This is a genomic window from Desulfovibrio inopinatus DSM 10711 (assembly GCF_000429305.1).
Classification (GTDB): Bacteria; Desulfobacterota; Desulfovibrionia; order Desulfovibrionales; family Desulfovibrionaceae; genus Alteridesulfovibrio; species Alteridesulfovibrio inopinatus.
In genome coordinates this window covers 96377-122483 of sequence record NZ_AUBP01000006.1, presented here as the reverse complement: position 1 = coordinate 122483, position 26107 = coordinate 96377, and the positions used below count along the sequence as shown (strand labels likewise).

Genomic DNA, 26107 nt, shown 5'->3' with positions numbered 1-26107 from the left:
CTTAATACAATGAGCAATTCTGTCGGTAAAATCGTTCAGGTCATCGGCGCTGTCGTTGACATGGAATTCCCCGAAGGGCAACTGCCCGCGATCTTGAACGCTATCGAGATCAAAAACGAAAATAACCAGGACGCCCCCGACCTCGTCGTCGAAGTCGCCCAGCATCTTGGTAACAACGTTGTCCGCTGTATCGCTATGGACGCGACCGATGGTCTCGTCCGCGGTATGGAAGGCACCGATACCGGTACGGCTATTACTGCTCCGGTTGGGAAAGGCTCTCTTGGCCGCATCGTCAACGTCGTTGGTCGTCCCGTGGACGAACTCGGCCCCATCGATACGGACAAATACCTCCCCATCCACCGCGAAGCTCCGTCCTTCGTAGAACAGTCGACCAAGGTCGAACTGCTCGAAACCGGCATCAAGGTTGTTGACTTGCTCATCCCCTTCCCCAAGGGTGGGAAAATGGGCCTGTTCGGCGGCGCCGGTGTTGGTAAGACCGTTATTCTCATGGAAATGATCAACAATATCGCCAAACAGCACGGCGGTATTTCGGTCTTCGCGGGCGTCGGTGAACGTACCCGTGAAGGCAACGACTTGTACCATGAAATGAAAGACGCTGGCGTTCTCGAGAAAGCCGCTCTTGTGTACGGTCAGATGAACGAGCCTCCGGGAGCCCGTGCCCGTGTTGCTCTGACCGCTCTGACCATGGCTGAATACTTCCGTGATGAAGAAGGCCAGGACGTGCTTCTCTTCGTTGACAACATCTTCCGCTTCACGCAGGCCGGTTCCGAAGTGTCCGCTCTTCTCGGTCGTATGCCTTCGGCGGTTGGTTACCAGCCTACTCTGGGTACTGACCTCGGTGCTCTGCAAGAACGCATTACCTCCACCACCAAGGGTTCGATTACGTCGGTTCAGGCCGTTTACGTCCCTGCTGACGACTTGACTGACCCCGCACCTGCTACGACGTTCTCGCACTTGGACGGCACGCTCGTTCTTTCGCGTCAGATCGCCGAGCTCGGCATCTACCCCGCGGTTGACCCGCTCGACTCCACGTCGCGCATCCTCGACCCCAACGTTCTGGGTGACGAACACTACGGTGTTGCCCGTGAAGTCCAGATGATCCTCCAGAAGTACAAAGACCTTCAGGACATCATCGCCATTCTGGGTATGGACGAACTGTCTGATGAAGACAAATTGACCGTTGCTCGTGCTCGTAAAATCCAGCGTTTCTTGTCGCAGCCGTTCTTCGTTGCCGCGCAGTTCACCGGTAAAGAAGGCCGCTACGTCAAGCTGGAAGACACGATCAAAGGCTTCAAGGCCATTATCGACGGACAGCACGACGATATCGCTGAAGGTGCTTTCTATATGGTCGGCGACATTGAAGAGGCTCTTGAAAACGCCAAGAGAGGTTAGTCCTTATGGCTAAAGATCTTCGATTGGAAGTCGTGACGCCCGACCGCCTCGTCCTGTCTCAGGAAGTGGAATACGTTGGCGCGCCCGGCATCGAAGGTGAATTCGGTATCATGCCGAATCACATACCTTTCCTGTCCGCGCTTGGCGTGGGGAGCTTGTATTACAAGCTTGATGGAAAGTACTACTATGTCTTCGTTGCTGGCGGATTCGCCGAAGTGTCGAGTAATAAAGTCACGATCTTGGCTGAGATCGCCGAGAAAGCCGAAGATATCGACCTTGAACGTGCTCGTCGCGCTGAACAGCGCGCTCGTGAACGTATGCAGAAGGCCGAAGACAACATTGCGCAAGCTCGCGCTCAAGCCGCTTTGCAACGGGCCATGCAGCGCATGACCTGTCGCTCTACGGCGAGCAGCGCTGGTACCTGCTCCTTGTAGCTTTCTCGAAATATACCGACTTCAAACACGGGTGGCTCTCTTTCAGAGGGTCACCCGTTTTTCTTTGAAGAAAATTGTATTTGGTGCGCTGTAGAAATGATATTGATCGAAGAAAGCGTGTATTATACCACCTCAAAGTAGCTGAAGGGAGTAACGGTCTAGTCTGCTCTGCACAACAGTGATTCCGAAGTAAGTATTTTGGGGCTATTTTTTCAAGGAGGTTGCGTGATGTTGGACGATGTTCGTTGGCGGCAACGATTTTCTAATTATTTAAGGGCACTTCAAACGCTTACGGAGGCGGTTGATTTGGCCGAGCAGCGTACACTGTCCGATCTGGAAGAGCAGGGGGTCATTCAATCTTTTGAATTTACACATGAACTTGCTTGGAATGTTTTGAAGGATTACCTTGAGTATCAAGGTATTAAAGGGGTGGTTGGTTCTCGTGGTGCCGTGCGCGAAGCATTTAGAAATGGTCTTATTGAAGACGGAGAAACATGGATGCTGATGATTCAAGACAGAAATCATTCCTCTCATACGTATAACGTAGAGTTAGCTGAAGAAATTGTCGAAAGAATTTTGTATCTGCATTATCCTGCTTTTTTGAAGATGGAAAAAACATTTCGTGCAATTGATGAAGGATTCGAGACCGATTGATGCGTTATGGACTGCGTGAATCCATTCTTCATGATATGGTTGCTGTATTTAAAAAATATCCCCATATCGAGAGAGTTGTCCTCTATGGATCACGAGCGAAGGGATGTTTTAAACCAGGGTCGGACATTGATATCTGCCTTTACGGCAAGAATATTACAACGATGGAAAAAAATCTTATCGCTATTGATCTTGATGAACTTGATTTGCCTTATATTATTGATATCGCAGTGTTTGATTCCCTTTCCCATGCTGCATTGCGAGAGCTTATAGAACGTGTCGGCATCGTATTGTATCAACGATTAGGCACACCTTTAGGGGCGCGTTAGAAGAATTCAAAATCGTACGCTGAAATTTCCAATGGTTTCGTAGAAGTGGCCTTACCGCATTCTCATCTTGCATCGTGAGCATAATCCTCTTACACAGGGCGGGACGAAAGTACGTTTCCGCAATCATCATGATACAAACAGAGGATCTCCCATGTTTGAGAACATAGCGTGTCTTATTCTAGCAGCTGGAAAGGGAACCCGGATGTACTCGGAAGACCCGAAAGTCTTGCGCCCTTTGTTGGGGCATCCCATGCTGTATTATGTCTACCGGGCTTTGGAGCCTATTTTTGGAGAAGACATCCTTACGGTTGTCGGATTTGGTCGTGAACGTATGGAGAAAGCGTTTCCTGAGAAAATCGATCGTTTTGTCATGCAGGAAAAGCAGCTTGGTACAGGGCATGCGTTTTCCTGCTCGTTCGACGCACTTAAGGCTACTGGAGCTGAATACTGCCTTGTCATGAATGGGGATACTCCGCTTGCTCTCACTGAGACCCTGGAAGATTTTCTTGATGACACAATGGCAAGTCAGGCCGATATTGCATTTCTCAGTCTAACCTTAGACGATCCGGGAGCGTATGGTCGTGTTATTCGTGGGAAGAACGATAGTGTTCAGGCAATTATCGAGCTGAAAGACTACGATGTTCACGTTCACGGGCCCGAGACAGGAGAGATTAATTCCGGCATCTATCTGCTGCGCCTTGATGCTGTTGCGCCTTTGTTGAAAGAATTGTCGAATGAAAACAAAAGTGGTGAATACTATATCACGGACTTGATCGGTCTTGGCGTCAAACACGGTTTACGTGTGGACGGTATCGCTTGTGGGAGCGATGAGTTCTTGCTCGGAGTGAACAGCCCCCGCGAGTTGCTTGAAGCGGAGTTGGTGCTTCAGCAATTCATCAATGAAACGTTGGTCGATAAAGGGGTTATTCTCCGTAACCCTGGCCAGGTACGTATCGGTCCCGATGTTATTGTTGCACCAGGTGTAGACATCACAGGTCCTTGTGAAATTTATGGAACGACAGAAATTCGACAAGGTGCCATTGTTGAGTCGAATGTTGTTATTCTTGACAGTCTTTTGGATAAGCGCAGTCATGTTCGTTCTTTTTCTCATTTGGAGAAAGCTGTTCTTGGAGAATCTGCTGTTGCCGGTCCATTTGCACGTTTGCGACCTGGTGCAGTGCTCAAAGAGAATGTCCGCGTCGGTAATTTTGTTGAAGTGAAGAAATCGGTTCTTGCAAAAGGCGTTAAAGCGGGACATCTTACATATTTGGGAGATGCTGATATTGGTGAAAACACCAATATCGGTGCAGGAACGATTACATGCAATTACGACGGGAAGAACAAGCATAAAACAATAATTGGTAAAGAAGCTTTTATTGGCAGTAATACAGCATTTGTTGCTCCTGTAAAAATTGGTGATCAGACTCTTGTCGGTGCGGGAAGCGTGATTACTAAGGATGTTGATGCACATGCTTTAGCGGTGGGTCGCAGTCGTCAAGTGAATTTGAAGCGCAGAAAATGCAATGACGAGTCGGGCCCGTCTTGATTTCGCCGGTGGAACCGGCTAGAAGCGTTATATGGAAATCATCGACAAGCTGGAAGAACGGATTGACGGCATACTTGGCCGGCTACGTCACCTGGAACAGGAGAACGCGGCTTTGCGCGAACAGCTTGCCAATGAACGCGGCAGTAAAGATGAGGTCACGTCCCGCATAGACCAACTCTTGAAAAAAATTCAAGAAGAGTTTAACTAAAATATCCCAATGCCTAGCTATAACCTGTCCCTCGTGGGACTGGAATTGTCCTTTAAGACGGACGCGGAAGCGGACCGCGTTGAGAATGCGCTAGAATTGGTTGAAGAGCGCTATAACGGGCTTGTACCGAGCGGAAGAAATCTCAGTAAGGAGAAACTGCTGTCGTTTGTTGCCTTGGGTTTGGCGGACGATTTGCTCGAATCAAAGCAGGAACTCGACGAGTTGCGAGAGAAACTCGACCGTCTCCTGATGAAAATAAATTCGACGGATGAATAGGGGTGTTCATCTGTGAACTCCAAAATTTGCGATTCCCTGGAGTGTTTGTGATTGCTGGTCTATTTTTGAGCCGATACTCAAAAATAGGGAGCCACTCATGAGGGCTGGTGAGCATACCCGAGCAATCGGGGAGCCTGAAGGTCTGACAGCGGCGCCCACCTTGTCAAGCAAGGTTCAAAAGGATTAGTCGACACGGCACCTCCGGGGACGCATATTATATCCACGCCAAAACTCTAAACAGATCTTTCTCCGTTCGGCATTCCGCCGAATGTGAACAAGCTCTTTTCTCATCAGCCACAAGGCAACACGATCGGTTTCTCCCTTGAATATACGCCCGCAGCGCATGGGCGTCGTCGTCCCGCCCTCTCAGGACGACCTATATGACCCCATAAGGAGAGACCATGGATTTCGGTTACGTTTTTACAATTCTTCTCGGTCTCGTCGGCGGTTCTGTCGGCGGGTACTTCTTCAATAAATGGATATCCGATAAAACCCTCAACGAGTCCAAATCTCTGGCTCAGCGTATTCTCGATGAGGCTCGCAAAGAAGCGCAAGCGCATAAGAAAGAAGTTGTTTTGCAGGCGCAAGACGATCTTTATAATCAAAAGCGCGAAATGGAGCATGATTTCAAAGAACGCGAAGTCACGTTGAAGCATAAAGAGTCCCGGATCGTCGAGAAGCAGGAGCGGCTTGAAGCGAAACAGGAAAAGCTGACGCAGAAAGAATCCGATATCCTGGCAACGGAAAAGCGGTTAACTGCACAGGAACGCGCTTTAGCAACCAAAGAAGAACAACTGGAGCGAATTTCCGACGAACATCAAATCAAATTGCAGGAAATCTCCGGGCTGACTGTCGAAGAAGCGAAAGAACGGCTTATTCAGGAGATTGAGAGTCGGACGCGTCATGAAACAGCTAAGATGATTCGTCAAATTGAGATGGAAGCGAAGGAAACTGCTGACAAAAAAGCGAAAGAAATCCTTTCGTTGGCCGTACAACGCTATGCCGGTGATTTTGTCGCTGAAGAAAGCGTGACAGCCGTGACCTTGCCTAGTGAAGAGATGAAGGGGCGAATTATTGGCCGTGAGGGACGTAATATTCGTGCCTTGGAAGCGGCTACCGGTGTTGACCTTATTATTGATGACACTCCCGAGACGGTTATTCTCTCTGCTTTTTCTCCGATTCGTCGACAAGTTGCCAAGCTTGCTTTGGAACGACTTATTACCGATGGACGCATTCACCCCGCTCGGATTGAAGATATTGTCAAAAAAGTCGAGCAGGAGTTTGAAATCAAATTACGTGAACTCGGCGAACAAGCGACATTCGATGTCGGCGTTCATGGTATTCATCCAGAACTCGTTCGTTTGCTTGGTCATTTGCAATACCGGACAAGTTACTCGCAGAATGTACTTCGACATTCGCTCGAAGTGGCATCTTTGTGCGGGATTATGGCTGCCGAACTTGGGCATGATGTTAAGAAAGCCAAACGCGCCGGTTTACTGCACGACATTGGGAAAGCCGTGGACCATGAAATCGAAGGTCCGCATGCCGTCATTGGTTACGATCTCGCCAAGAAATACGGTGAATCCAAAGAAATCATGCACGCCATTCAGGCGCACCACGAAGATGTTCCGCCGAAGACCATTCTCGCTACGCTTGTTCAAGCTGCGGACAGCTTGTCCGGTGCTCGCCCCGGCGCCCGGAAAGAACTGCTCGAAAGCTACGTGAAACGGCTTGAAGAGTTGGAATGTCTGGCTACCGAGTTCGAAGGCGTCTCTAAAGCCTATGCCATTCAGGCCGGTCGTGAGATCCGCGTCATGGTCGATTCCGACAATATCGATGATGATAAGACGTTTGTTTTGTGTAAAGACATTGCTCACAAGATCGAAGAGAATCTGACCTATCCGGGGCAAATTCGCGTCACGGTCATCCGTGAGCGACGCGCCGTAGGGTATGCGAAATAGTAGGATTTATCACAGGCAAATACGATGCATCGCATTTGCCTGTGTTGAACACGTTTTTACACGAGTGTTCCGACCTGAGCTCAGGGAGAGCCACCGTTGCGGATTTGTTTCTTTGGTGACATCGTTGGACGTCCTGGACGTACCGCTATTATTGAACGGACTTCACGGTTGCGCCGTGAGCACGCCTTTGATCTCGTTTTGGCCAATGCTGAAAATGCGTCGGGTGGGCTTGGGCTTACCTCGAAATCGGCACGCCAACTTCTTGCAGCTGCAGGGCTCGATGTCCTAACGAGTGGAAATCACATCTGGAAACACAAAGATCTCATCTCTTTCTTTCAGGAGAACGATCGCGTCCTCCGTCCCGCAAACTATCCCGAAGGCGCTCCAGGAGCCGGTCTCGGCATTTATCAAACCGAGTCCGGCATGCCTTATGCGATTATCAACCTTCTCGGGCGTACCTATATGGACGCTGTCGATTGTCCATTTCAATCCGCGATGAGCTTGCTTGCCACGGTGCCCGGAGATGTTCTTGTTCGATTGGTCGACTTTCATGCCGAAGCCACATCGGAAAAACGGGCAATGGGATTTGTACTTGATGGTCGCGTGACGGCCGTTCTCGGCACCCACACCCATGTTCAGACAAACGACGCCCAGATTCTTCCTCAGGGAACGGCCTATATGACGGACTTGGGCATGTGTGGCCCAAAGGATTCTATTCTCGGTATGTCCGTCGATCCTATTGTTCAGCGATTTCTTACGGGTCGGCCACATCGGTTTGTTGTGGCCCGCAATCCGGCCCGACTTGAGGGATGCAGCCTTGATGTGGATGATGCCAGTGGTTTTGCAAGATCCATCGAAGCTTTTGTTGCGTGATGTCTTGGCTCTTCTGGTGGAGAACTCATAAGGCTCGTCTCTCTATGCGACTCTCGCCGGTTGCCCAAAGATTCATCAATTCTGTAAGACCGCTGTATTGTTGACAGGTACGTGTTAATACGAGGGCGAGACAACCCGCTGTCGACTATTGACGTGTGCCGCAAAAAAACCATACCACAGCCTCTCCCCGCATAACGATCACCATGGGACGTCTGTTCCGGATAAAGGATAGCACATGAACGTATTTGATGAATTCTTCTGGCGCGGTCTCATCAACCAGACCTCGGATGATGAAAACCTTCGGTTTCACCTCAAGACACCGGGCCGCAAAATGTATTGCGGGTTCGACCCTACGGCCAGAAGTCTGCATATTGGCAATCTTGTTCCCTTGTTGGCCCTTGCGCGTTTTGCTCGAGCTGGCCATGTTGCCTATGCCTTGATGGGTGGTGCGACCGGTCTTATCGGTGACCCGTCGGGTAAAGATAAAGAACGACAAATGATCGACAAGGAAACGCTGTTTGCGTCTGCAGATAATATCAGAAAGCAAGTGGAGTCGCTTTTCACCAATCTTGATTGTGTCGAAAATCTTCGTGTCGTCAACAACTATGATTGGACCAATTCTCTGTCTACAATTGAGTTTCTGCGCGACGTGGGAAAATATTTTACGGTCAACTATATGATGGCCAAAGATTCCGTAAAGAACCGGATTGGTCGCGAAGATACAGGCATATCCTTCACCGAGTTCAGCTACATGATTCTCCAGTCGTATGACTATTATTATTTATCCGAGCATCATGACCTTACCTTGCAGATTGGCGGTTCCGACCAATTCGGCAACATCACCGCCGGTCTGGAGCTGATTCGCAAAAAGTCTGGAAAAGAGTGTTTTGCGCTCACTTTTCCGCTCATCACGACGGCTACAGGGGCTAAATTTGGAAAGTCGGAGAAAGGCGCTATCTATCTTGATCCGGAAATGACCTCGCCGTATGCGTTTTATCAGTATTGGATGAATGCCGACGACCGTGATGTCATCAATTATTTGCGATATTTTACGCTCCTTGACCAGAGTGAAATTGCCGCCCTGGAGACCGAGCTTGCCGAGCGTCCTCACGAACGAGCTGCCCAGCGACGTCTTGCCGCAGAGACAACAACCATGATTCACGGAAAGGCTGAGCTCGAAAACGTGCAGGCCGTGACCGAAGCCCTCTTCGGGAAAGGGGACATCAAAGCCGTTAATGCCAAAACCTTGGGGCAAGCGCTGGAATCGGCTCCGGGAAAAGGCTACGCGACGCTTGGTGCGCTGCCTGATTTGCCAGGGCTGTTGGTTGATCTCGAACTCTGCTCGTCTAAGTCTCAGGCCCGGAAAGATATTAAGGCAGGGGGCATTTATATCAATAATGAACGTCTTCAAGATGAGACGTATACTCCTGCAATCACCGACTTCATCGGAGAACGCATTCTGCTCGTGCGCAAAGGGAAGAAGAACTACGGCGTTGTCTTTTTAGGTGAATAATAAACACCATTGTTTGCCTTCGGCGGCAAGTGGAGAGGGAGGAGAGGAATGGGCTTTTCTCCTTTGTGCCTTCCCTCTCCACGGGCCCTCTTTCCCTCCCCTCATCACTCCCTTCCTTGAACCTTCTTAATGGGTCATACAGAAGAGGCTCATGAAGAGGGTGATGCATATGGTGTTTAAGTAAAAGAATATTGCGCTAGTTGAAGATGTATTTGGCTTGAAGTGGTGATACTTTTTGAAGATTCTCTGCGTGCACGTACCGATAGGCCTTTTTACAACGTCAGTGCAGAATTGCCGGAGGCATTTGTCCATATGACAAAATATCTTTCCAAAATGGCGCGGTTGGTCAAGGTTGAGCATTCCATTTTTGCTTTGCCGTTTGCGTACATGGGTTTTGTGCTGGCAGGGCAGGGCTTTGCCGGGTGGAGAGCATTTTTAGGCTTGACCGTTGCAATGGTGGCTATTCGGTCGTTTGCCATGGCTGTCAATCGTTTGGTCGATGTCAAGTTTGATCGGCAAAACCCACGGACGCAGATGCGAGAACTCGTGACGGGCGAGGTGACAGCATGTGAAGTCTGGATATTCCTGGGCGTTTGCGCGTTCGTTTTCGTTGCGGCGTGCGCAGCCCTCAATACTCTGTGCTTGGCGCTTTCTCCCATTGTTTTGGTTTGGGCCGGGTTTTATAGCTATACAAAGCGATTTACCTGGATGTGCCATTTCTTTTTGGGGTCGGTGCTCGGATTGGCTCCGGTGGCCGGATATCTTGCTGTTACTCCCCAATTTACGATGGGGCCGGTATTGATGGGCTTGGGAGTGCTGTTTTGGGTTGCTGGTTTTGATCTGCTCTATGCTTGCCAAGACGCTGACTTCGATCGAGGACTGGGGCTCTGCTCCTGTCCGGCACGATACGGAGTAGGCGGGGCGTTGTTGTTGTCGTCAGCATCACACGTCAATGCATCGTTGTTTTTTGCACTTGCTGGTTGGTCCGCTGGCCTTGGGGGGATATATTATGTTGCCTGGGCCGTCGTGTCGGCCGTTTTGTATTGGGAACATCGATTGTTGTCTGAAGATGATATGAGCCGGGTCAATCTGGCCTTTTTCACATTGAACGGCATCATTGCCATGTTGTTGTTTGTTGGCGTGGCTCTTGATGTCATGTGGAGGTAATTATGCCGCGACCATTCTTACTTCTTATTGCGATTGCGATTGTATTGCTCTTTTGGGATGGATTGTGGCGCACTTTGGGAGTGCCGTCGATTCGTCCAAAGGAATTGATGCCGCGGCTCCTCGGGAAAGATGGAATACCTCCCTTGCTTGTCGATATTCGCACACGGATAGAATATGGCTGGTTTCACATTCCGGGGGCACTGCATAAGCCCGATCTGTTGTTCGATGCCGATAAAGCCGACTTGCCCAGAGACCGTGATATTGTCGTCATTTGCATGACCGGGCACCGATCCCCCATTGTAGCCAAAAAATTGCAAAGCCTCGGTTTTACCAAAGTCTCACACCTGAAATGGGGAATGCTCAATTGGTTGCGTGCACGGGGGCCTGTTGTGAAAGGACAAGACGTGGAAGGTTAACAACGTTTTTTTTTCTTTGACCAGATTGGTATTGTGGGTAAACTGAAGGCAAAGTGAATAACCTGAGCTACGGTTGCCCCTATGACCTACGATACGCTGATTCATACCGTTTTCGATAAAATTCCCATCGGCATTATCGTCATGTGTACGGATGGCGGTGTACACACTATCAATGATGCTATGGCAAAGCGTCTCGGCCTTCATATGGCGGCAAAACAAGCTTTGTCAGGCGAGCTTCAGGAGCGCGTCCCCGATCTGTGGAATATTATTGTCAGCATTGCTGTTAGCACTGATCGGAGCCGATCGTTTATCTACATGCATCAACCTGATCCTCTGAGCGGTTCGCAGTTTGACGAAAAGAATTATATCCTCTTCAATTCTGTTGAGTTCTATTCTTTCGAAAGCACGTTCATCATTTTTACAGCTGAAGATATCACGGAGTTTTATCGTCAGCATGATCGTGAACGGGCGATATTGAGTTCAATGCATCGTTTGCAAAAAGAACGTTCGGAATCCCTTATTCAGCTTGCACGATCCGTATCGCATCAAGTCCGCAATCCGATCATGGCGATTGCCGGATTTTCGCGTCTTTTGATGGAGAATAAGCAGATAAGTGATAAGGACCGGGAACGGTTACGAGCCATTTTTGAAGAATCGGCAAGACTTGAAACCATTGTACGCGCCATGTCCGGATATGCTTCGCTCCAACACGGTATCCGTGAGCATATTTCGACAGAGCATATTGTTTCGCAATCCGAACTCTTGGTGCGTGAAAAGGCGAGGGTGGCTGGGATCTCTTCGACATTTCAGGTGATGTCAAAGGGGAAGGAAGCGGGATTTTGGGGAGAGCCTGCATTGATTATGGCCGCTGTTGACGAGGTTATCCAAAACGCTGTGGACTTTGCCACCGCTGAGCACGTAGACTTGCGTCTTGAAGTTTGTCCCGATAGTGCCGGGTGGTCTCTCTCGTTTATTGATGCCGGACAAGGGATTTTACCGACGGACATGCCCTATGTTTTTGATCCTTTCTTCTCAACCAAACCGCAAGGCGTAGGGATGGGGTTGACACGGGCGAAGCGTGCCCTGACGGAAAATCAAGGGGAGATTGCCGTAGAGAGCGAACCGCATAACTGGACGCGGGTATGTTTATATCTTCCCCAACGCCAGAGTAAACGAGGTGATGAAGAACCTCGCCGCCCTGTAGAGGCGTAGAACCTATCGATACCTCGGCGAATCTACCAGTTGCCGTCGTTTTTCGTATGTTCCAGGATATTGTCAAGATCAAACGTCTCTTCTTTCACCGTTTTATTCTTGATGAAATATCGCGTGATACTCCACGCACGGTGGTCGATGACATCAAGATGGCCTTCACGGTTTTCGGGAAGCAATGCAACGGCAGCTTCAACGAGTGGTGTCACATCAATGAGATGACCTTCGTGCTCAATGTCCGTCGCTCCACCAAGAAAGGCAACACAATCATACGGCAACGGTGTCCCGTGCGCTTTGAACTGCTCGGGGGTGACACCGAAAAATTGGCCATAAATGCGGCAATGAGAATCGTAACGCATAATTTCAGGCGGGGCTCATAGTGTGGTCGCGGAGTCAATGACAGAAATGCCAATGCTACCGTTTGTTACGCATCGTTCAGCAAGCGGCTGGCAACGTCAAGGTCGTAAAGTTGGAGAGGGTCGGCGTTGCGACCGCGCTCTTTATATTTTTCAGCGGCTGATTTGATCTCATCGTAGGGCACCCAATTGTGCTTCTCCCATACTTCAGGATAATCGTCATTGTGCAACCGGAATTCAATCTGATCGAACTGACGTCTGACGTACATCTTCACTTTCCGGTTTTGCGGGGCGGGGTAATAATAATGGCCGCGCTGGTCTTTCATGGGAAATGCTCCTTTTCGTCTGTTGGGCGACGGAGCCTATACTAAAGCGGAGCAGTGGGCAAGAACCCGCATACGACGTCTTCAGAAGAGCGCGCCACAAGTCAACTGAGTTCATTTTCTTCGAGAAAACAAGCGGCATGTTTTAAATAATTCTCTATACATTGACTAATGTAGGGATCGGCTTTGTAGAAAGCAACTCCAACTTCGAGTGCCCCGTTGACATCTTTGACACGCATGACCTTGCAGCGAACCGGTTTCTTCCAGGAACCGAACAGTGATTGACATTCAATGGTGATGATTTCATCGATTTCCGTTGTCAGGCTTGGGTAGTCTTGCCGTTGGAATTTCAGACAGCATCCCCCTGCACTCAGATTCGTCAGCATCCCCGTACATGTTCTTTTCCCCATTGCGACAGCGACAGGAAACAAGCAATCAATGCGTCGATGTTTGCGAAGACTGAACGTTTCGGTTTTTGTTGGATAATCGAGAAAAAGCAAAGGATAAGGGGAGTAACTCACGTTGAGGATCTGTGTTTTGAACCCCATGATGGAACCGGATTGAAGAAATCTGATGATAACCGGATTCCCGACATAGAGATGGCGTACAAGGAGTGCACGCTCAATTTCGGGGGAAGATGGAATCGTCGTGAGAAAAAACTTAGGTCGCAAATGACCAACAAGCGGTGTTTTCAATTTAAAGTCGAGACCGTGGATTTGGAGATTGAGTGTCGTACCGACTTCAACATGAAGTTTTGGATGTGGATTGGGGGTCATGGCGCGTGCTCACAAGAGATCTAGCTCTGGTTTTCAGGTGTGTTTTGCCGGTCACCATTGGTTTTTTGGTCAATGTACTGGAGAAAACGGGCGGCTTCATTGAATGCGGCATTGAGGTCTAAGGCTTTTTTTAAATGCTCTTCGCAAGCCTCTAATTGTCCGGATTCGAAAAACGCTCGGGCGATATTGAAATGGAGATGCTCGTCCTTGTTGTTGAGCGCAATTGCTTTATTATAATATGCAACGGATTCTTTATAATGTTTTGCCTTGCGAAGATCGATACCGAATTCGTTGAAAAGATGGCGTTCATCTTCACGGAATGCAGCATCATTGCTCAAAATTCTTTTGATGGTCGCTCTGACATGTTCATGCTGACCTTTGCGACAGTAAATGGACCCGAGCCGGAGGTTGGCTTTAGCATTGGTATCGTCAAGGGATATGGCCTTGAGAAACTCTTGTTCTGCTTGGTCGAAATTTTCTTTGGTGAAATACTTTTCTCCCAAGTCCAGTTTTTTTTGTAGACGTTTTAAAAGTGGGCCGGTTTTTCTTTCGAAGTATTCAGGCTCTGGCGCAAATTGTTTGATGAATTGTCCCTTACTGATAACAGTAACAATGCCAGAAGGTAGTGCATGATCATTGAGTGGTTGCACTTCGTATTCATCATCTTTCCGTCGCCGAATGAACCAATAGGTCTTTTGAGCGTAGCGTGAAAAGGATTCTCCCGTTCCGGCCGTGCTGGAGGTCTTTTTGGAGTATACCCCAAGTACGAACATAACGTCATTATCTCCTTGGCATGTTAAGAGAACAGTGTGCTGGGCTTTGGGGGGATTGTTCAACGAATCCTTTCATAGTTGCATACAGCACTTCGTAAGAAGGTGAAATAGGAGAAATCCTGGGTTTTGTGTCAGGAATCATCTGAATTTGTAAAAAAAATATGTTGTTTTGCAAATCGTTCATCACTTGTAATGAAAGGAAGAGAGCCACAGGCACGAGTGTATCATGTTTAGCATTAAAGTCGATATCAGATGGGAATAAGTTAATAAATTAACTAGGATGAATGTATTTTGTGTCGCATGCATTGAACAGTGTAATGTCTTCAGGAAGATTATGGCAGATTCGATGAAGAGAGCTGCCGACTCCACCCAACATATCCTCAAATAGAGAGCTCTATGTACATCTGAAACAGTACAGCTCGTGTCGCGCTCAATAGAAAAGACGGTGAACCGTATCGTGGCGTGATGATGTTAGGGTGACAAGAGTTTGCGTATAGCGATGAGTTCAGCTTCAATTTCTCGCAGAACACGTTCATGGTGTGCCTGGTTTGCGTTTTCTCCGAGTCTTTTACGGGCTCCTTCAATGGTCATCCCTTGATTGTATAAAAGGTCTTTGATGCGCTCTATGAGTTGGATATGGTCGTCGGAATAGAGTCGTTGGCCTTTTTTTGTGCGGATGGGAACGAGTTGTGGAAATTCGGTTTCCCAGAAGCGAAGAACGAATGTCTTGAGTCCGGTCTGCTTAGCGACCTGACCAATTTTGTATGTGCGTTGAGATGAAGTGCTTTGCGTCATATACGTCGAAATGGCTGCGGATCATATATCCATTAATACATTGTATTGGTTGAATACAACACCACCATGGCGGGAAATCAAGTCAAGAATGAGGGATGGAGTTGATTTTCCTGTTTGAGACCAGTAGAAACCCAAGCCTACGTTATAATGTGATCGAATTTTAATGACGAGAAAAACTCTCTGCATAAGGATATACACCAGGAGTAGGCTTTGAAATTTCAAGAAAAAAAAGACCGGTATACAAAAGAGCGCCAAGCTCATTGGGACGATCTCGCATCACGTTGGGATACGTTTAACTCTACGGGGAACGCCTACCACAAACGCTTAGAAGCTGTGTACGCATCAATAATGCCACCTCAAAGCCGCGTATTGGAGATTGGGTGTGGTCCAGGAGATTTGTTGGCAGCTGTACCTGGACAGGAAAAAGTGGGGATAGATTTCTCAAACTCTATGGTACAATTGGCATCGAAGCGTCATCCTGAAATGACATTTGTCTCCGCGGATATCCATGATTTGGATCAGACTGATTTTTCAGGCCAATTTGACATCATTATCCTTTCCGATCTGATAAACGATCTGTTCGATGTGCAAGATGCCTTCGCGAACCTGCATCGCTTCTGTCACGACCGAACTCGGGTTGTGGTGAATTATTACAGCTTTCTTTGGCAAACACCGCTTCGTGCCGCACAACGTTTGGGGTGGAAGAGACCGGTGTTGCCGCAAAACTGGCTTACACCAAGCGACGTGAGCAGTTTGTTTCAGTTGGCGGGGTTCGAGGTTTTCAAGCATTGGCAAGAAATATTGATGCCGTTGCCTGTGCCTGGGGTTGAGTCGTTCTGCAATCGATATCTTGTTAAAATATGGCCGTTTTTACATGGGGCGCTGTCAAATTTCATGATGGCTCGTTCGACACGCGCAAGTGGTCTTCGGCCTTCGCCTCGGGTGTCGGTTATTGTTCCCGCTCGTAATGAAGAAGGGAATGTCGACCGTATCTTTTCGGATATCCCTGCAATGGGCGCACACACGGAAGTTATTTTCGTCGAAGGAGGATCGCAAGACAATACGTACGAAGCGATACAGCAGGCTCTTCCTCGATACCCGGACGTGGATGCCTCTGTGTATCAACAGACGGGGAAAGGGAAAGGCGATGCCGTCAGGCTTGGATATGCAAAAGCGACGGGTGATATCCTCATGATCCTCGATGCAGACCTCACCGTTCCGCCAGAAATGCTGCCTCGTTTTGTCGAGGTGCTTACGTCGGGTAAAGGGGAATTCGTCAATGGCGTGCGCCTGGTGTATCCGATGGAAAAACGGGCTATGCGCTTCTTTAATTTGCTCGGGAACAAGTTTTTCAGTATGGCATTTTCATGGTTACTGAATCAGCCCATCAAAGATAGTTTGTGTGGCACCAAAGTATTATGGCGTGAAGACTACATGTTGATTGCCGCGAATAGGGCGTATTTCGGTGACTTCGATCCTTTTGGCGATTTTGACCTTCTCTTCGGGGCAGCCAAGCAAAATTTGAAGATCGTCGACCTTCCCATTCGATATATGGAACGCACATATGGTGACACCAATATCAGCCGATGGAAGCATGGCATGATACTCCTTCGCATGGTGATGTTTGCTGCCAAGCGGATTAAGTTTATTTAGATACCTGTGAATATGATGGGGGAATACCTTCGTGTTGAAAAGGCTTTTGGCACATCCCCTGACGCAGGGATTGGATATTAATGACCCGAAAACAACTGCACGACGGCGAGAGATCATCCTCAGTAAACCGTTTTTAAAGCGGGTGTATGAGGATTGGTATACTCGTGTCGTCACCAGTTTGCCTGACGCCTCTGGACCGTCTGGAGCCCTTGTTGAGATTGGTTCCGGAGGGGGCTTTTTCGATCAGATAAAGCCCGAGACGGTGACGTCCGAGATTTTTTTTCTGCCCTCGGTTCGCGCTGTACTCGATGCAACGGCGTTGCCGTTTCAGTCTGCCAGTTTGCGGGCACTTGTTATGGTTGATGTTCTGCATCACATCTGTGCGGTGCGTGATTTTTTAGCGGAAGCGAGTCGATGTGTCGCACCGGGAGGCCGTATCATCATGATCGAGCCGTGGGTCTCGGCATGGTCGCGTTATGTCTACGGCCGGCTGCACCACGAGCCGTTTCGTCCTGATGCCGTCGACTGGGAGTTTCCTTCCTGTGGGCCATTGTCCGGAGCCAATGGCGCTTTACCGTGGATCATATTCGAGCGCGATCGCTCCAGTTTTGAAACCGATTTCCCCGAATGGTGTATTGAGCGAGTAGAACCATTCATGCCATTTCGATATCTTTTTTCCGGTGGCGTTTCTTTGCGTAGTCTCGCACCCAATCTCGCCTATCAACCCTTTGTCTGGCTTGAACGGTTTCTAACGCCATATATGGAGCGTTTTGCCATGTTTGCACATATCGTGATCACCCGTACTGAATTCGGGACAAGCCTACGAGAGTGAGGCTCCGTTCATGAAAAAATCAGGCATCTTGGCCTGTCTTGCCGCATGTGTTGTCGCCATGGTGCTGTTGGCGCGTTTTGAAGGGGTGAATCGTCAATTTCCCGCATATTTCACTTGGGATATGGACAACTATGTCTTTCAGGACATGGCGCTTATTTTTGATGGTCAACTTCCCGATCACCTTGTCCACCCCGGATTTGGGCTGAATCTCGGCCTCTACGGATCAACAACTGTCTGGGCATATATCTGTGATATTGTTCGTCCAACAATGCATGTGGTGGCGCAGGCTTTAGATCCGATTGTTGTCGTCTTGGTGACGGTCGATTTTTGGCGTTCGTTGTTGCCCTTTCTTGCAACGATGGTCGTTATATTGCTTGCAAGTGGCCTGAGTATCGGAGCGAGAGCCGGTCCTGGTGTGTTGGCGCTGGCAAGTGTCTGTATCGGAACGATGCCCGGATTGGTTGTTCAGGCTTCGATGCTACGCTCAGAGCTTTTTGCGTTGCTCTGGTTTGCTGCCGGTTTCTTGGCCCTTGCGCAGGCAGCGGTTTGTCATCGTCGATGGCGTTATGTATGGCTTTTGGGGGCGGGAGGATGTGCCGGCCTCGCCTATCTGACGAAGATTCAGTGTTTGTTTTATATTCTCTCGATGATATTGTTTTATGCATTGTTTTGTGACGGTATGTCCGATGACGTCGAGCGCACCGACCGTGCCGAACCATCTGATTTTTCACCCGGTCTGTTTGTTTGTGGGCTGATTCATCTTATCGTGTTCGTGACGTTGTGGGGTATTGGGGCGATGACCCAAATGCCTGAGAATGTCGTCAATTTTGCCGCACCAGCCCTGGTGACGCCTCCGTTTTTGCTTTTCATCTTCATTACGATTTCTGGACTTCTTCTTGCTTCGGGTGCGGTACATTGGCTCGTTCGACGAAGTCCATTTCTCGAACGAGTGTTTTTTTCCACTGAAGGAACGTTTGCCTTTCTTTTGGATAAACGGTGCGTCGCGGCATTGGTGCTTCTTCCTGCAGGCTTTACTGCCGCTTTTGGATTGCATTTTTTCCTCTATACAAATCCGGCGACAGCGTGGGCCTATCTTCTTGCCGATTTTTCAACGTTGTTTGTCCATCGTTCGCAATTTGAAGCGTTGTTTTTGTTTACTTTTGCCGAGAAATTTAAGGTGTCTGCCATACCCTTTGCTTACGGTAGTGCGGCGATCCTTGTTGCCTGGAGCCTTTCTCGTCGCCCGGGAGGCGGGCGGACGTGGCGGGGCCTGGTCGTGTCAGCCTGTATTGGAGGGGTGTTTTTTGTTTCCGCTATGCTTGCTGTGCGTAGTCTTCGTGGTGATCTCATGTTACGCGATTATATCTGGGCCGAGACCGGTTTCCTGCTGCTTCTTGTGTATTTTGGTGCTCGAGGCATAGCAAGCTCATCATCTGCTGGTCGATGGCTTGGGGCTCTGGCTTTCTGTGCAGTGATTGCCGTTAATCTTTTTTCCGGACGCAATATGGTAGAGCGCGTCTATGCTGAGCAAAGCGATTACGGCTTTCGGTTAGAACGTTTTTTTCGGCGTGGCTACGATGGAAATCACAAGCAATTCGAGCGTATCATGAGAGAGCGATATCTTGCTGCCGATACTGTTCCTGTCGTTGAACGTGCGGCGACGGTGGCCCGGGATTGGAAGGACGTGCGCTTTTTATTCCCTACCTTGTCGGTTTCACCGGAGCGCTTGGGTATCGCGGTTCCAGGCGGTCGTCTTGCGTACAATGACCCGACTGTTCGTATCGACACGCTTTCATCGGAATTGACCGGAGCATTAATTTTCGATCCAACAGGACTCCCTGTTCATGGTGGGCCTCGCTTTCGTTTTCAGTTTGCTTTTGAAGGATGGGCTTTTTATCAACAGCATGCCCGTCAGAAGGGAGACCCTGTCTCGGTTGTTGTTGTGCCACGTCCGGACAGGCGAGTATATTTGCTATCGAGAATGGACAGAATTCATGATTTCGACGAGATGTCCGGCTTGTCGAGTGAAGCTGGGCCGAGTATGACTGTTCGAACGGGAACTGGGCAAGTCGAGTATACAAGTCGATGTGTTCAGGCGTATACAGAGATTCCGGTAGCGTTACTTCATCAAGACGTTTTTTTTCTTGTTACTGAAAAGGCGCAGACGCCAAACTTTTATTCGTGGGTCTTTGAGCGTCAGATGCCGCACTAGTGTTGTAGCGCAAACACGGTTCCCCAATGCGGTATCTCTTTCGGGACGTATGGAGGTTTTGAGATTTGGCCACACTACCTACTAAATTTGCACCTGCAGAGCGAGCCGGAGCACCGGCCATACAGCAAGAGAATGAAAAGCTTCAGGCCGATGCGTGTCTTGCCTCTATGAACGCCATTCCCATGGTCGTTTTAGTACTCAATGCACAGCGTCAGCTTGTCTTTGCGAACGATGCGTTTCTGAAGCTGCTTGGAGCTACGGACATCAAACCATTTTTAGGAAAACGTCCGGGCGAAGTGTTCGGTTGTGTGTATGCGCAACAAAACGATGGTGGTTGTGGAACCACGGAATTTTGCCGCAAGTGCGGTGCGGTGCGCTCCATTCTTTCCGCCTTGGGCGGTATCGCTTCGGTGCAGGAATGTAGCATGTTGCGGGACCACGATGCTGACGCTTTGGAATTGCTTGTGAGTTCTTCTCCGTTTATTGTGGAGGGGGAGAATTATGTCATCTTCACGATTACCGACATCAGCCATGAAAAACGACGCCGAGCTCTGGAGCGTATTTTTTTTCACGACATCCTCAATACAGCTGGTGGAGCTCGAGGGCTGATCGACTTTCTGAGGGATCAGGTACCCGATGAATTACGTGACGATACCGAGCTCGTTCATGCGACATTGAGTCAGCTTGTTGATGAAATTGTTTCGCAAAAAGAGCTCCTTGCCGCAGAAAGCCGGGAACTTAGCGTTGATCCGATGACGTTACGTTCTCTTGAAGTGGTTCGATTGGTTGCAGCGACATACGCCGGGTATTTTGTCGCTGAGGACAAGCGGATTTCTGTGGACGAAGCGTCGTGCGATTTGGAATTGGTGACGGACTATACACTGATTCGGCGTATTTTAGGCAATATGGTGAAAAATGCATTGGAAGCCTCAGTGCCCGAAGATACGGTGACGTTGGGCTGTTTCGCAGAAGATGATAATATTGTCTTCTGGGTTCGAAACCGGCTTGTTATGTCGGAAGATGTTCGTTTGCAGGTGTTCAAACGGTCTTTTTCAACAAAGGGAGCTGGCCGCGGCTTGGGGACATACAGCATTAAGCTGCTTGGGGAACGTTATCTCGGTGGAGAGGTATGGTTCACGTCGTCTGAAGAGGCTGGCGGGACCACGTTTTATATTCGTTTGCCGAAGCGTTATCGTGATCCCGCGGAACTGGCGGATTAATACAGTTTTCGTTTGGAGAAGGAAGACCCGATGACATTTTGCGTGTTTTCCACAATGAAAAGGGCGCGTTCGTCTGTCGTAAAGACAATTTCTTCAAGCTTTTTGAGCTGAATGTTGTTGGTCACGGTCATGAGAACCTTGGTGGGTGTCCGATTGTAGGCACCTTCGCCCATGAGATAGGTCGAACCTTGTTTGAGCTGGGACTGAATGCGTGTACAAATCTGTTCCACATGTGGTGAGATGATGAAGGCCATTTTGCGTTGGCTGTAGAGTGTCATGACTTTGTCCATCACATCGGAAGACGTAAAGACCATGATGAGCGATGCGATGAGAAGGTCTGGTCCGAGCTTCAGTGATCCGAAAATAAAGAGCACCGCATTGAAGATGAGATAGAATCGTCCAACACCGATATTATACCGCTGAAACAAGATGATGGCGATAACGTCGAGCCCTCCCCCAGAGCCAAAGGTTCGCAGAATCAATCCTGATCCTGCTCCACAAATGACGCCAGCAGCAATCGCCGCATAGAGTTGGTTGGTAATGCCGAAGTCGACATTGACCAGCTCATATGCGAGTGATGAAATGATCATAGCATAGAGGCTCAACCAAAAAAAACGGCCACTGACAAAAAAACGCGCCAGCAGAAATATCGGAATATTGAGAATAAAGAACCATACACCAGGGTTGAGCGTGTTCGTGGCATATTTGATGAGCAATGCTGTTCCAAAGAGGCCACCAACGATAAACTGATGATGTGATGCGATGGCTTTGACGCCGAGGGCGAACAAGAACGCTCCCGCCGTGATCATGGTGATATTATAGATAATCGAGTCGGTGAACTGAAATCTCGACATGTCCTTTCCTTCCCGCTTTCTGTTTTAAAAAAAACGGGCTCCTACTCTTCTGCATCGCTCTGGTCAAGCAGAAACCCTACACTTTGACAAGGACGAGTTTGTGCAATACCTCTGAAACGGATTGGACATCGGTTCGGAGTTTCCCGACCTTTTGACCAAAGGAGAACTGCATGTATCTTATTGGGGGAGCCATCCTTATAGGCGTCTTTGCGCTTGTCGGGGTTTTTATTCTGCTGGGTCAGTCACGCCAGCGCGAACTCCGAGTCAACAATGTCGATTTTGACCAGTACAAAACACAGGAAATTCAAAGAAGCGGTCATTACCATAATATTGTCCAGTAAAGACACTCTTTCCCGATCTCGTCTGTCTTCAGTGTTGTCATTCTCTGCTGCATTGCACTTTCTATGGCTTTTCGTCTTTTGCCACTTGCGTTTTATTGCAATCGGTGGTCGTTACGATTATTGAGTAAGGCTGGTTTGGTCTCCCTCGATTCATTGGCGAATTTTTGTCTTGGAGCACAATATGACGGATGAGATTGCAACGGCACGCAATGAAAAAAGTGAACAGCGCCTCAACGCCTATCTGAAACGACTTAACCAGCTCAAAGAGACGAATACGATCAAGGAACTCGCAGAACGTGATATTCTGATGGAGTTCATTATGGCAAACAAGGAGCGCATCGACGAGTTTCCTATGCTAGCCGTTGAACAGCAGAGTATCCTGTCCATGGTGTGTTCGCGAATGGAAGAAGCTGCAGGCATAGAGCAGCTCCGCGACTGGGTCACACGGTTTATGCTCAATCTGAGCAAATACCGTTCTGCCGTTATGAGTGATGATGAAGTCGAACAAAAGATTCAACGCACTCAAATTTTTAATCTTGAAACAATACTCCTGAAATGTATCCAAGCTGCGGTATATACTTCTGCTCTTATTAAAGATAATTTTAATGATGTTATTATACGGCATTATGGTGAGGGAGCTCTTTCCAAAATCGATGAATTCACTGAAAGTGTTACATTTGATGCTTCATATTGGAATGTATATTTTGATTTTTTCGTTTTTACCTTGGTGAGCCGAGCATACGAAGATATTGTCGCCAACAGTAAAATCCAGGTGTCAAAACGGGGGAATTATCTGCTTCTCCATTTTCCTTTTGAAGAAGTGTTGGCCAAGCTTCAGGGAACGGAGAAAAAGATTGAAGCAACCCGCATTCAACAAGCGTTTGACGATACAGCCACCGATACCGAATCCAAGAGGATCAAGAATTTTATTTACCATAATTTGTTTGAAGGCGATGCAGCCATTGATTTCGGACATTTTTCGGAGACGGAAACTGATTTTATTGTTCGTATGGCGAGTATTGATCCTGCCAGTCGGGAATTATTGAATGCTTTGGGTCTCGATGAAACGGAAGGGACTGCACGAACGGATGCGAATACAGAGGAGACCGCGTCTTCGCCAGAAAGCGCTGTTTCTGAAGAAGAGGACGAACAAACACGTGAAGCGCAACGATCTTTTTTGCGTGAACAGGTCATTGCATCTGCTGCAGGTGCGGGGATTGTCTTAGCCTTGGCTCATAAGGATTGTGATAAGGCATTAGCGAATTTTGAGAGGAAAGAACGTCAGGTTATTTTGAAATTGATTGGTTCTTTCCGTCGGGAAGGCTTGGGACGTGCGTTGCGACAAATGCTTGAGTTCAGCTTTACCGAGATATTACGCGAGAAAGGACGCGAGGAGGGGCCGAAAATCCAGGTGCGCGCGATGCGTTCACGTTGTATTTCGAGTGCGATGCTCGATGGACTGGCTCAAAATGGGCTCAATCGCATCAGAAGCCATCGTTTTTTTGAAAAGGAAAGTGAGACAATAATCCTTTTTAAACAGCAGACTCCTCAGGAATTTAAGGAGCAGTTGCAGCTCCTTCAAATCGAGAGACCGCTGCAGGTGTTAATGATCAAAGCGTGGGAACAGGCTGATTTCAAAGTTGAAATTCTTGTTGTCATCAATGTTCCACTTGTTGCGCGCGGTACGACAAACCTGCCCAAACGCCTCGCTGAAATCATGAATGCGTACGGTGTCCGTCCGCAGACAGGATAGCATTATCGTATTGGAGACAAAGAAGCGATACGTGGGGAGAAAGGCTACTCTCCATCAATATTTTCGAGAAGATGGTTTTCCCGCTGCATGGCCTGAAATGTTTCCGTCATGGACGTCGCAAGAGCTTCAATCATATGCGGCAATTCTTGGAGGGCTCCCTCCCCGGCAGTGTGCTCAATGCGTAGAGCCAATTCCCTAATGGCCTGTGCTCCACACGATGCCGCAGCGCTTTTTATGGAGTGAGCAATCCCTTCCACCTGGTATACGTCGTTGTTTACACAGGCTTGTTGAAGCTTTTTAAACTGAGCGGGAAGAGCGTTTTGGAAGACTAAACGGACTTGACGGAGAATGTTTGCATCGTTTCCCAAATACTGAAGGGCTGTTTTCGTATCAAGCAAAGTTGTCTTCATTTTGGATTCCAGTTGTATTGAAACGGAATATAATACGCGGTATGATGTATTGATGTTCCCTCGGAAACCGAGAGGTGTCCCACGAAAACAATCTGACCGTTCAGGAGAGGGCGGTTGAACGATGCATTCATGCCAAGTGCTTTTTCCTTGGAGAATGTTCCTTGTGCATTTCTCAAGAAAGATACGCGGACAGGTATGTCTTGTCTACGAAAGGCCGGGTAAAATTATCGATCATGGAATTTCGGCAAATTGAGGAGGAGGCGCATGGGCGTCAAAATAGGTTTTCCGCGAGACGTATATGGGCAATGATGCGAAGAGGACATGGGATATGATGCGCAAGGTGTTCGGATGTACGATGATGTTCGTTTTTCTGGTCATGGCTGGACAGTCTGCTGTTGCCCAAACTTCCCGACCGGGAATAAAGGAAAGTTTAGCTGAGTTTATTGTTTACGCGAACGAATCATTGGTTCAATTCGGTAAAGCTCAAGAACGTATTCATGAGTTTCAACCCGAGTCTATGATGTTTCATTACTTGGACTTTTTGTCTGGGCAGCTTGAGAAAACTGTATATATCGCGCTGAATCTGCACGATCTTTTTTATATATATGAAAAAGCAGAATATTGTTTCACCGTGGATGAGCGGCGCTATATCACTCGCCGCATCAATACTATTTTAAATTCGTTGGATAAAATAATCATGAATATGAAGGATTCCGAAGGTGTTTTTGATAAGCAAGGCATGACGCCCGACGAGCATAAAAATATGGATACGATTATTGAGCGTATGGAAGGATTCCGAGATTTCGTGGCCAATGCCATGTTTATCTTTGAATAATCCGGTTTTTGTTGTCGTCCATTGAAAAGCCCGGCCGGCGCCATGAGCGACGGCCGGGCTTTTTTCGTTTGGTATGCTGAATATGTATGGTGAAATGTCGTGAATTTTATTTTTTTTCAAAAAAATATTGCATCGCTTTGCATATGATGTATTTTAAAAACAAGACTCAAAAAGGCCGTGTTCGCGGAATGCGTTGTTTAAAAGAAAAAGTGAAACCGTTTACCCTTTTGTTGGCACACACTATGCTAGAGAGGCGTTACACATTTCCTTTTACAAACGACGGTTAGCTGATGACGGCAAATGGAGCATCATCATGAAGACTTTGACACTGACTACAAGAGAACATCTTTTTTGGAAGACGATGACCGTAACCGCTCTGACAGCGGCTGCCATTTTTTGTTTATCTTCGATCGCTTCCGCTGACTTTGAGACAGGACTTCGTGCTTTTGAAGAACAACGGTATGCTGATGCTGCAGCCGAATGGCGTGTGGCGGCACAAGCCGGGAATTCTCGGGCTCAACATAATCTTGGTGTATTATACGATGAAGGACTCGGTGTTGAACAAAACGCTCTCGAGGCGGCCAAATGGTATCAACAAGCCGCTGAAAACGGCGTGCCTGGTGCCGCATTCAATCTGGGTGCCATGTATGACGAGGGATACGGCGTAGAACAAGATTTCGCAGAAGCTGCAAAGTGGTACAGAGCAGCTGCCGACGCCGGTGTTGTCGATGCGCAGTTCAACCTTGGCCTGTTATACGCCATCGGCCAGGGCGTTCCGCAAGATTATGAAAAGGCGTATTACTGGGTTAGTTTGGCTTCGGCAGCCAAGGATGTTTCGTTCGAACATCTGACCGCGTGTTATCAAGTATTGGAAGAATTGGCTCCGCATGTGTCGTCTGCTGGTATCAAGAACGCCGAAACGGCAGCATCGACTTGGTGGGCCAACGAATACGCTTCTCTCCAATAGTTCCTCATACC

General features: G+C 48.4%; 28 protein-coding genes and 1 other RNA gene. 22 read left to right on the top strand and 7 right to left on the bottom strand.

Features of this window, described 5'->3' with window-relative positions; genetic code table 11:
• Window positions 1-9 precede the first annotated feature (9 nt).
• The 14 genes from atpD (at window position 10) to G451_RS0106770 (ending at window position 11999) form a co-directional block, all read left to right on the top strand.
• Entirely contained in the window at window positions 10-1413 is a 1404-nt protein-coding gene (gene atpD, locus G451_RS0106835) for a F0F1 ATP synthase subunit beta (protein WP_027183655.1), read from the top strand.
• A 5-nt stretch (window positions 1414-1418) separates the two neighbouring features.
• Window positions 1419-1847, top strand: coding sequence for a F0F1 ATP synthase subunit epsilon (locus G451_RS0106830; protein WP_027183654.1), 429 nt, complete (start codon window positions 1419-1421; stop codon window positions 1845-1847).
• 228 nt (window positions 1848-2075) lie between these two features.
• On the top strand, window positions 2076-2501 hold the full coding sequence (locus G451_RS0106825) for a nucleotidyltransferase substrate binding protein (protein ID WP_027183653.1): 426 nt from the start codon (window positions 2076-2078) through the stop codon (window positions 2499-2501).
• Entirely contained in the window at window positions 2501-2827 is a 327-nt protein-coding gene (locus G451_RS0106820; protein ID WP_027183652.1) for a nucleotidyltransferase family protein, read from the top strand. Before G451_RS0106825 ends, G451_RS0106820 begins: the two co-directional genes overlap by 1 nt.
• A gap of 151 nt (window positions 2828-2978) precedes the next feature.
• A complete protein-coding gene (gene glmU / locus G451_RS0106815; protein ID WP_027183651.1) occupies window positions 2979-4373 on the top strand; it encodes a bifunctional UDP-N-acetylglucosamine diphosphorylase/glucosamine-1-phosphate N-acetyltransferase GlmU in 1395 nt (464 codons plus the stop codon).
• Window positions 4374-4404: 31 nt separating this feature from the next.
• Complete coding sequence (locus G451_RS34535) at window positions 4405-4581, top strand: hypothetical protein (protein WP_169727835.1); 177 nt, start codon at window positions 4405-4407, stop codon at window positions 4579-4581.
• Window positions 4582-4590: 9 nt separating this feature from the next.
• Window positions 4591-4857, top strand: a complete 267-nt coding sequence (locus G451_RS0106805) for a cell division protein ZapA (protein WP_027183650.1) — start codon at window positions 4591-4593, stop codon at window positions 4855-4857.
• Between the two features lie 30 nt (window positions 4858-4887).
• Window positions 4888-5069, top strand: a non-coding RNA gene (gene ssrS, locus G451_RS33580) — 6S RNA.
• A gap of 189 nt (window positions 5070-5258) precedes the next feature.
• Window positions 5259-6818 (top strand): ribonuclease Y, encoded by a 1560-nt coding sequence (gene rny, locus G451_RS0106795; protein WP_027183649.1) that lies wholly within the window; start codon window positions 5259-5261, stop codon window positions 6816-6818.
• Between the two features lie 96 nt (window positions 6819-6914).
• Complete coding sequence (locus G451_RS0106790) at window positions 6915-7691, top strand: TIGR00282 family metallophosphoesterase (protein WP_027183648.1); 777 nt, start codon at window positions 6915-6917, stop codon at window positions 7689-7691.
• 235 nt (window positions 7692-7926) lie between these two features.
• Complete coding sequence (gene tyrS / locus G451_RS0106785; protein WP_027183647.1) at window positions 7927-9204, top strand: tyrosine--tRNA ligase; 1278 nt, start codon at window positions 7927-7929, stop codon at window positions 9202-9204.
• Between the two features lie 312 nt (window positions 9205-9516).
• On the top strand, window positions 9517-10371 hold the full coding sequence (locus G451_RS0106780) for a 4-hydroxybenzoate octaprenyltransferase (protein ID WP_027183646.1): 855 nt from the start codon (window positions 9517-9519) through the stop codon (window positions 10369-10371).
• A 2-nt stretch (window positions 10372-10373) separates the two neighbouring features.
• On the top strand, window positions 10374-10787 hold the full coding sequence (locus G451_RS0106775; RefSeq protein WP_034641169.1) for a rhodanese-like domain-containing protein: 414 nt from the start codon (window positions 10374-10376) through the stop codon (window positions 10785-10787).
• A gap of 81 nt (window positions 10788-10868) precedes the next feature.
• Window positions 10869-11999, top strand: a complete 1131-nt coding sequence (locus tag G451_RS0106770; protein WP_027183644.1) for a sensor histidine kinase — start codon at window positions 10869-10871, stop codon at window positions 11997-11999.
• A gap of 23 nt (window positions 12000-12022) precedes the next feature.
• Here the strand turns inward: G451_RS0106770 and G451_RS0106765 are convergent, their stop codons facing one another.
• From G451_RS0106765 to G451_RS0106745, 5 genes are all read right to left on the bottom strand, one after another.
• The gene (locus tag G451_RS0106765) at window positions 12023-12355 is read right to left on the bottom strand and encodes a hypothetical protein (protein ID WP_027183643.1); all 333 of its coding nucleotides are present in this window, start codon (window positions 12353-12355) and stop codon (window positions 12023-12025) included.
• A gap of 65 nt (window positions 12356-12420) precedes the next feature.
• Window positions 12421-12678, bottom strand: coding sequence for a hypothetical protein (locus tag G451_RS0106760; protein ID WP_027183642.1), 258 nt, complete (start codon window positions 12676-12678; stop codon window positions 12421-12423).
• Window positions 12679-12779: 101 nt separating this feature from the next.
• Complete coding sequence (locus G451_RS32395) at window positions 12780-13451, bottom strand: flagellar brake domain-containing protein (protein ID WP_051261244.1); 672 nt, start codon at window positions 13449-13451, stop codon at window positions 12780-12782.
• Between the two features lie 20 nt (window positions 13452-13471).
• On the bottom strand, window positions 13472-14224 hold the full coding sequence (locus tag G451_RS28100) for a tetratricopeptide repeat protein (protein ID WP_034641166.1): 753 nt from the start codon (window positions 14222-14224) through the stop codon (window positions 13472-13474).
• A gap of 471 nt (window positions 14225-14695) precedes the next feature.
• Window positions 14696-15019: a MerR family transcriptional regulator gene (locus G451_RS0106745; RefSeq protein ID WP_027183641.1), complete on the bottom strand. Its 324-nt coding sequence runs from the start codon at window positions 15017-15019 to the stop codon at window positions 14696-14698.
• 210 nt (window positions 15020-15229) lie between these two features.
• Between G451_RS0106745 and G451_RS0106740 the strand changes: the two genes are divergently transcribed.
• The 4 genes from G451_RS0106740 (at window position 15230) to G451_RS0106725 (ending at window position 20936) form a co-directional block, all read left to right on the top strand.
• Window positions 15230-16672, top strand: coding sequence for a glycosyltransferase (locus G451_RS0106740; protein WP_027183640.1), 1443 nt, complete (start codon window positions 15230-15232; stop codon window positions 16670-16672).
• Window positions 16673-16703: 31 nt separating this feature from the next.
• Window positions 16704-17504, top strand: a complete 801-nt coding sequence (locus G451_RS0106735) for a class I SAM-dependent methyltransferase (RefSeq protein WP_211236339.1) — start codon at window positions 16704-16706, stop codon at window positions 17502-17504.
• A gap of 10 nt (window positions 17505-17514) precedes the next feature.
• Window positions 17515-19716 (top strand): hypothetical protein, encoded by a 2202-nt coding sequence (locus tag G451_RS0106730; protein ID WP_027183638.1) that lies wholly within the window; start codon window positions 17515-17517, stop codon window positions 19714-19716.
• Between the two features lie 65 nt (window positions 19717-19781).
• Entirely contained in the window at window positions 19782-20936 is a 1155-nt protein-coding gene (locus tag G451_RS0106725) for a sensor histidine kinase (RefSeq protein WP_027183637.1), read from the top strand.
• Here the strand turns inward: G451_RS0106725 and G451_RS0106720 are convergent.
• Complete coding sequence (locus tag G451_RS0106720) at window positions 20933-21790, bottom strand: YitT family protein (protein WP_027183636.1); 858 nt, start codon at window positions 21788-21790, stop codon at window positions 20933-20935. The genes G451_RS0106725 and G451_RS0106720 overlap by 4 nt on opposite strands.
• 170 nt (window positions 21791-21960) lie before the next feature.
• On the opposite strand from G451_RS0106720, the gene G451_RS34055 reads away from it, so the two are divergent.
• Window positions 21961-22131, top strand: coding sequence for a hypothetical protein (locus G451_RS34055; RefSeq protein ID WP_156921542.1), 171 nt, complete (start codon window positions 21961-21963; stop codon window positions 22129-22131).
• A 181-nt stretch (window positions 22132-22312) separates the two neighbouring features.
• On the top strand, window positions 22313-23884 hold the full coding sequence (locus tag G451_RS0106705) for a hypothetical protein (protein WP_027183635.1): 1572 nt from the start codon (window positions 22313-22315) through the stop codon (window positions 23882-23884).
• 44 nt (window positions 23885-23928) lie between these two features.
• Here the strand turns inward: G451_RS0106705 and G451_RS0106700 are convergent, their stop codons facing one another.
• Window positions 23929-24294, bottom strand: a complete 366-nt coding sequence (locus tag G451_RS0106700) for an Hpt domain-containing protein (RefSeq protein WP_027183634.1) — start codon at window positions 24292-24294, stop codon at window positions 23929-23931.
• A gap of 328 nt (window positions 24295-24622) precedes the next feature.
• Here G451_RS0106700 and G451_RS0106690 point away from each other — a divergent pair, with 328 nt between their 5' ends.
• Both G451_RS0106690 and G451_RS28095 read left to right on the top strand, forming a co-directional pair.
• On the top strand, window positions 24623-25129 hold the full coding sequence (locus G451_RS0106690; protein ID WP_034641163.1) for a hypothetical protein: 507 nt from the start codon (window positions 24623-24625) through the stop codon (window positions 25127-25129).
• A 313-nt stretch (window positions 25130-25442) separates the two neighbouring features.
• The gene (locus tag G451_RS28095; RefSeq protein WP_051261243.1) at window positions 25443-26096 is read left to right on the top strand and encodes a tetratricopeptide repeat protein; all 654 of its coding nucleotides are present in this window, start codon (window positions 25443-25445) and stop codon (window positions 26094-26096) included.
• The last annotated feature ends 11 nt before the right edge of the window (window positions 26097-26107 follow it).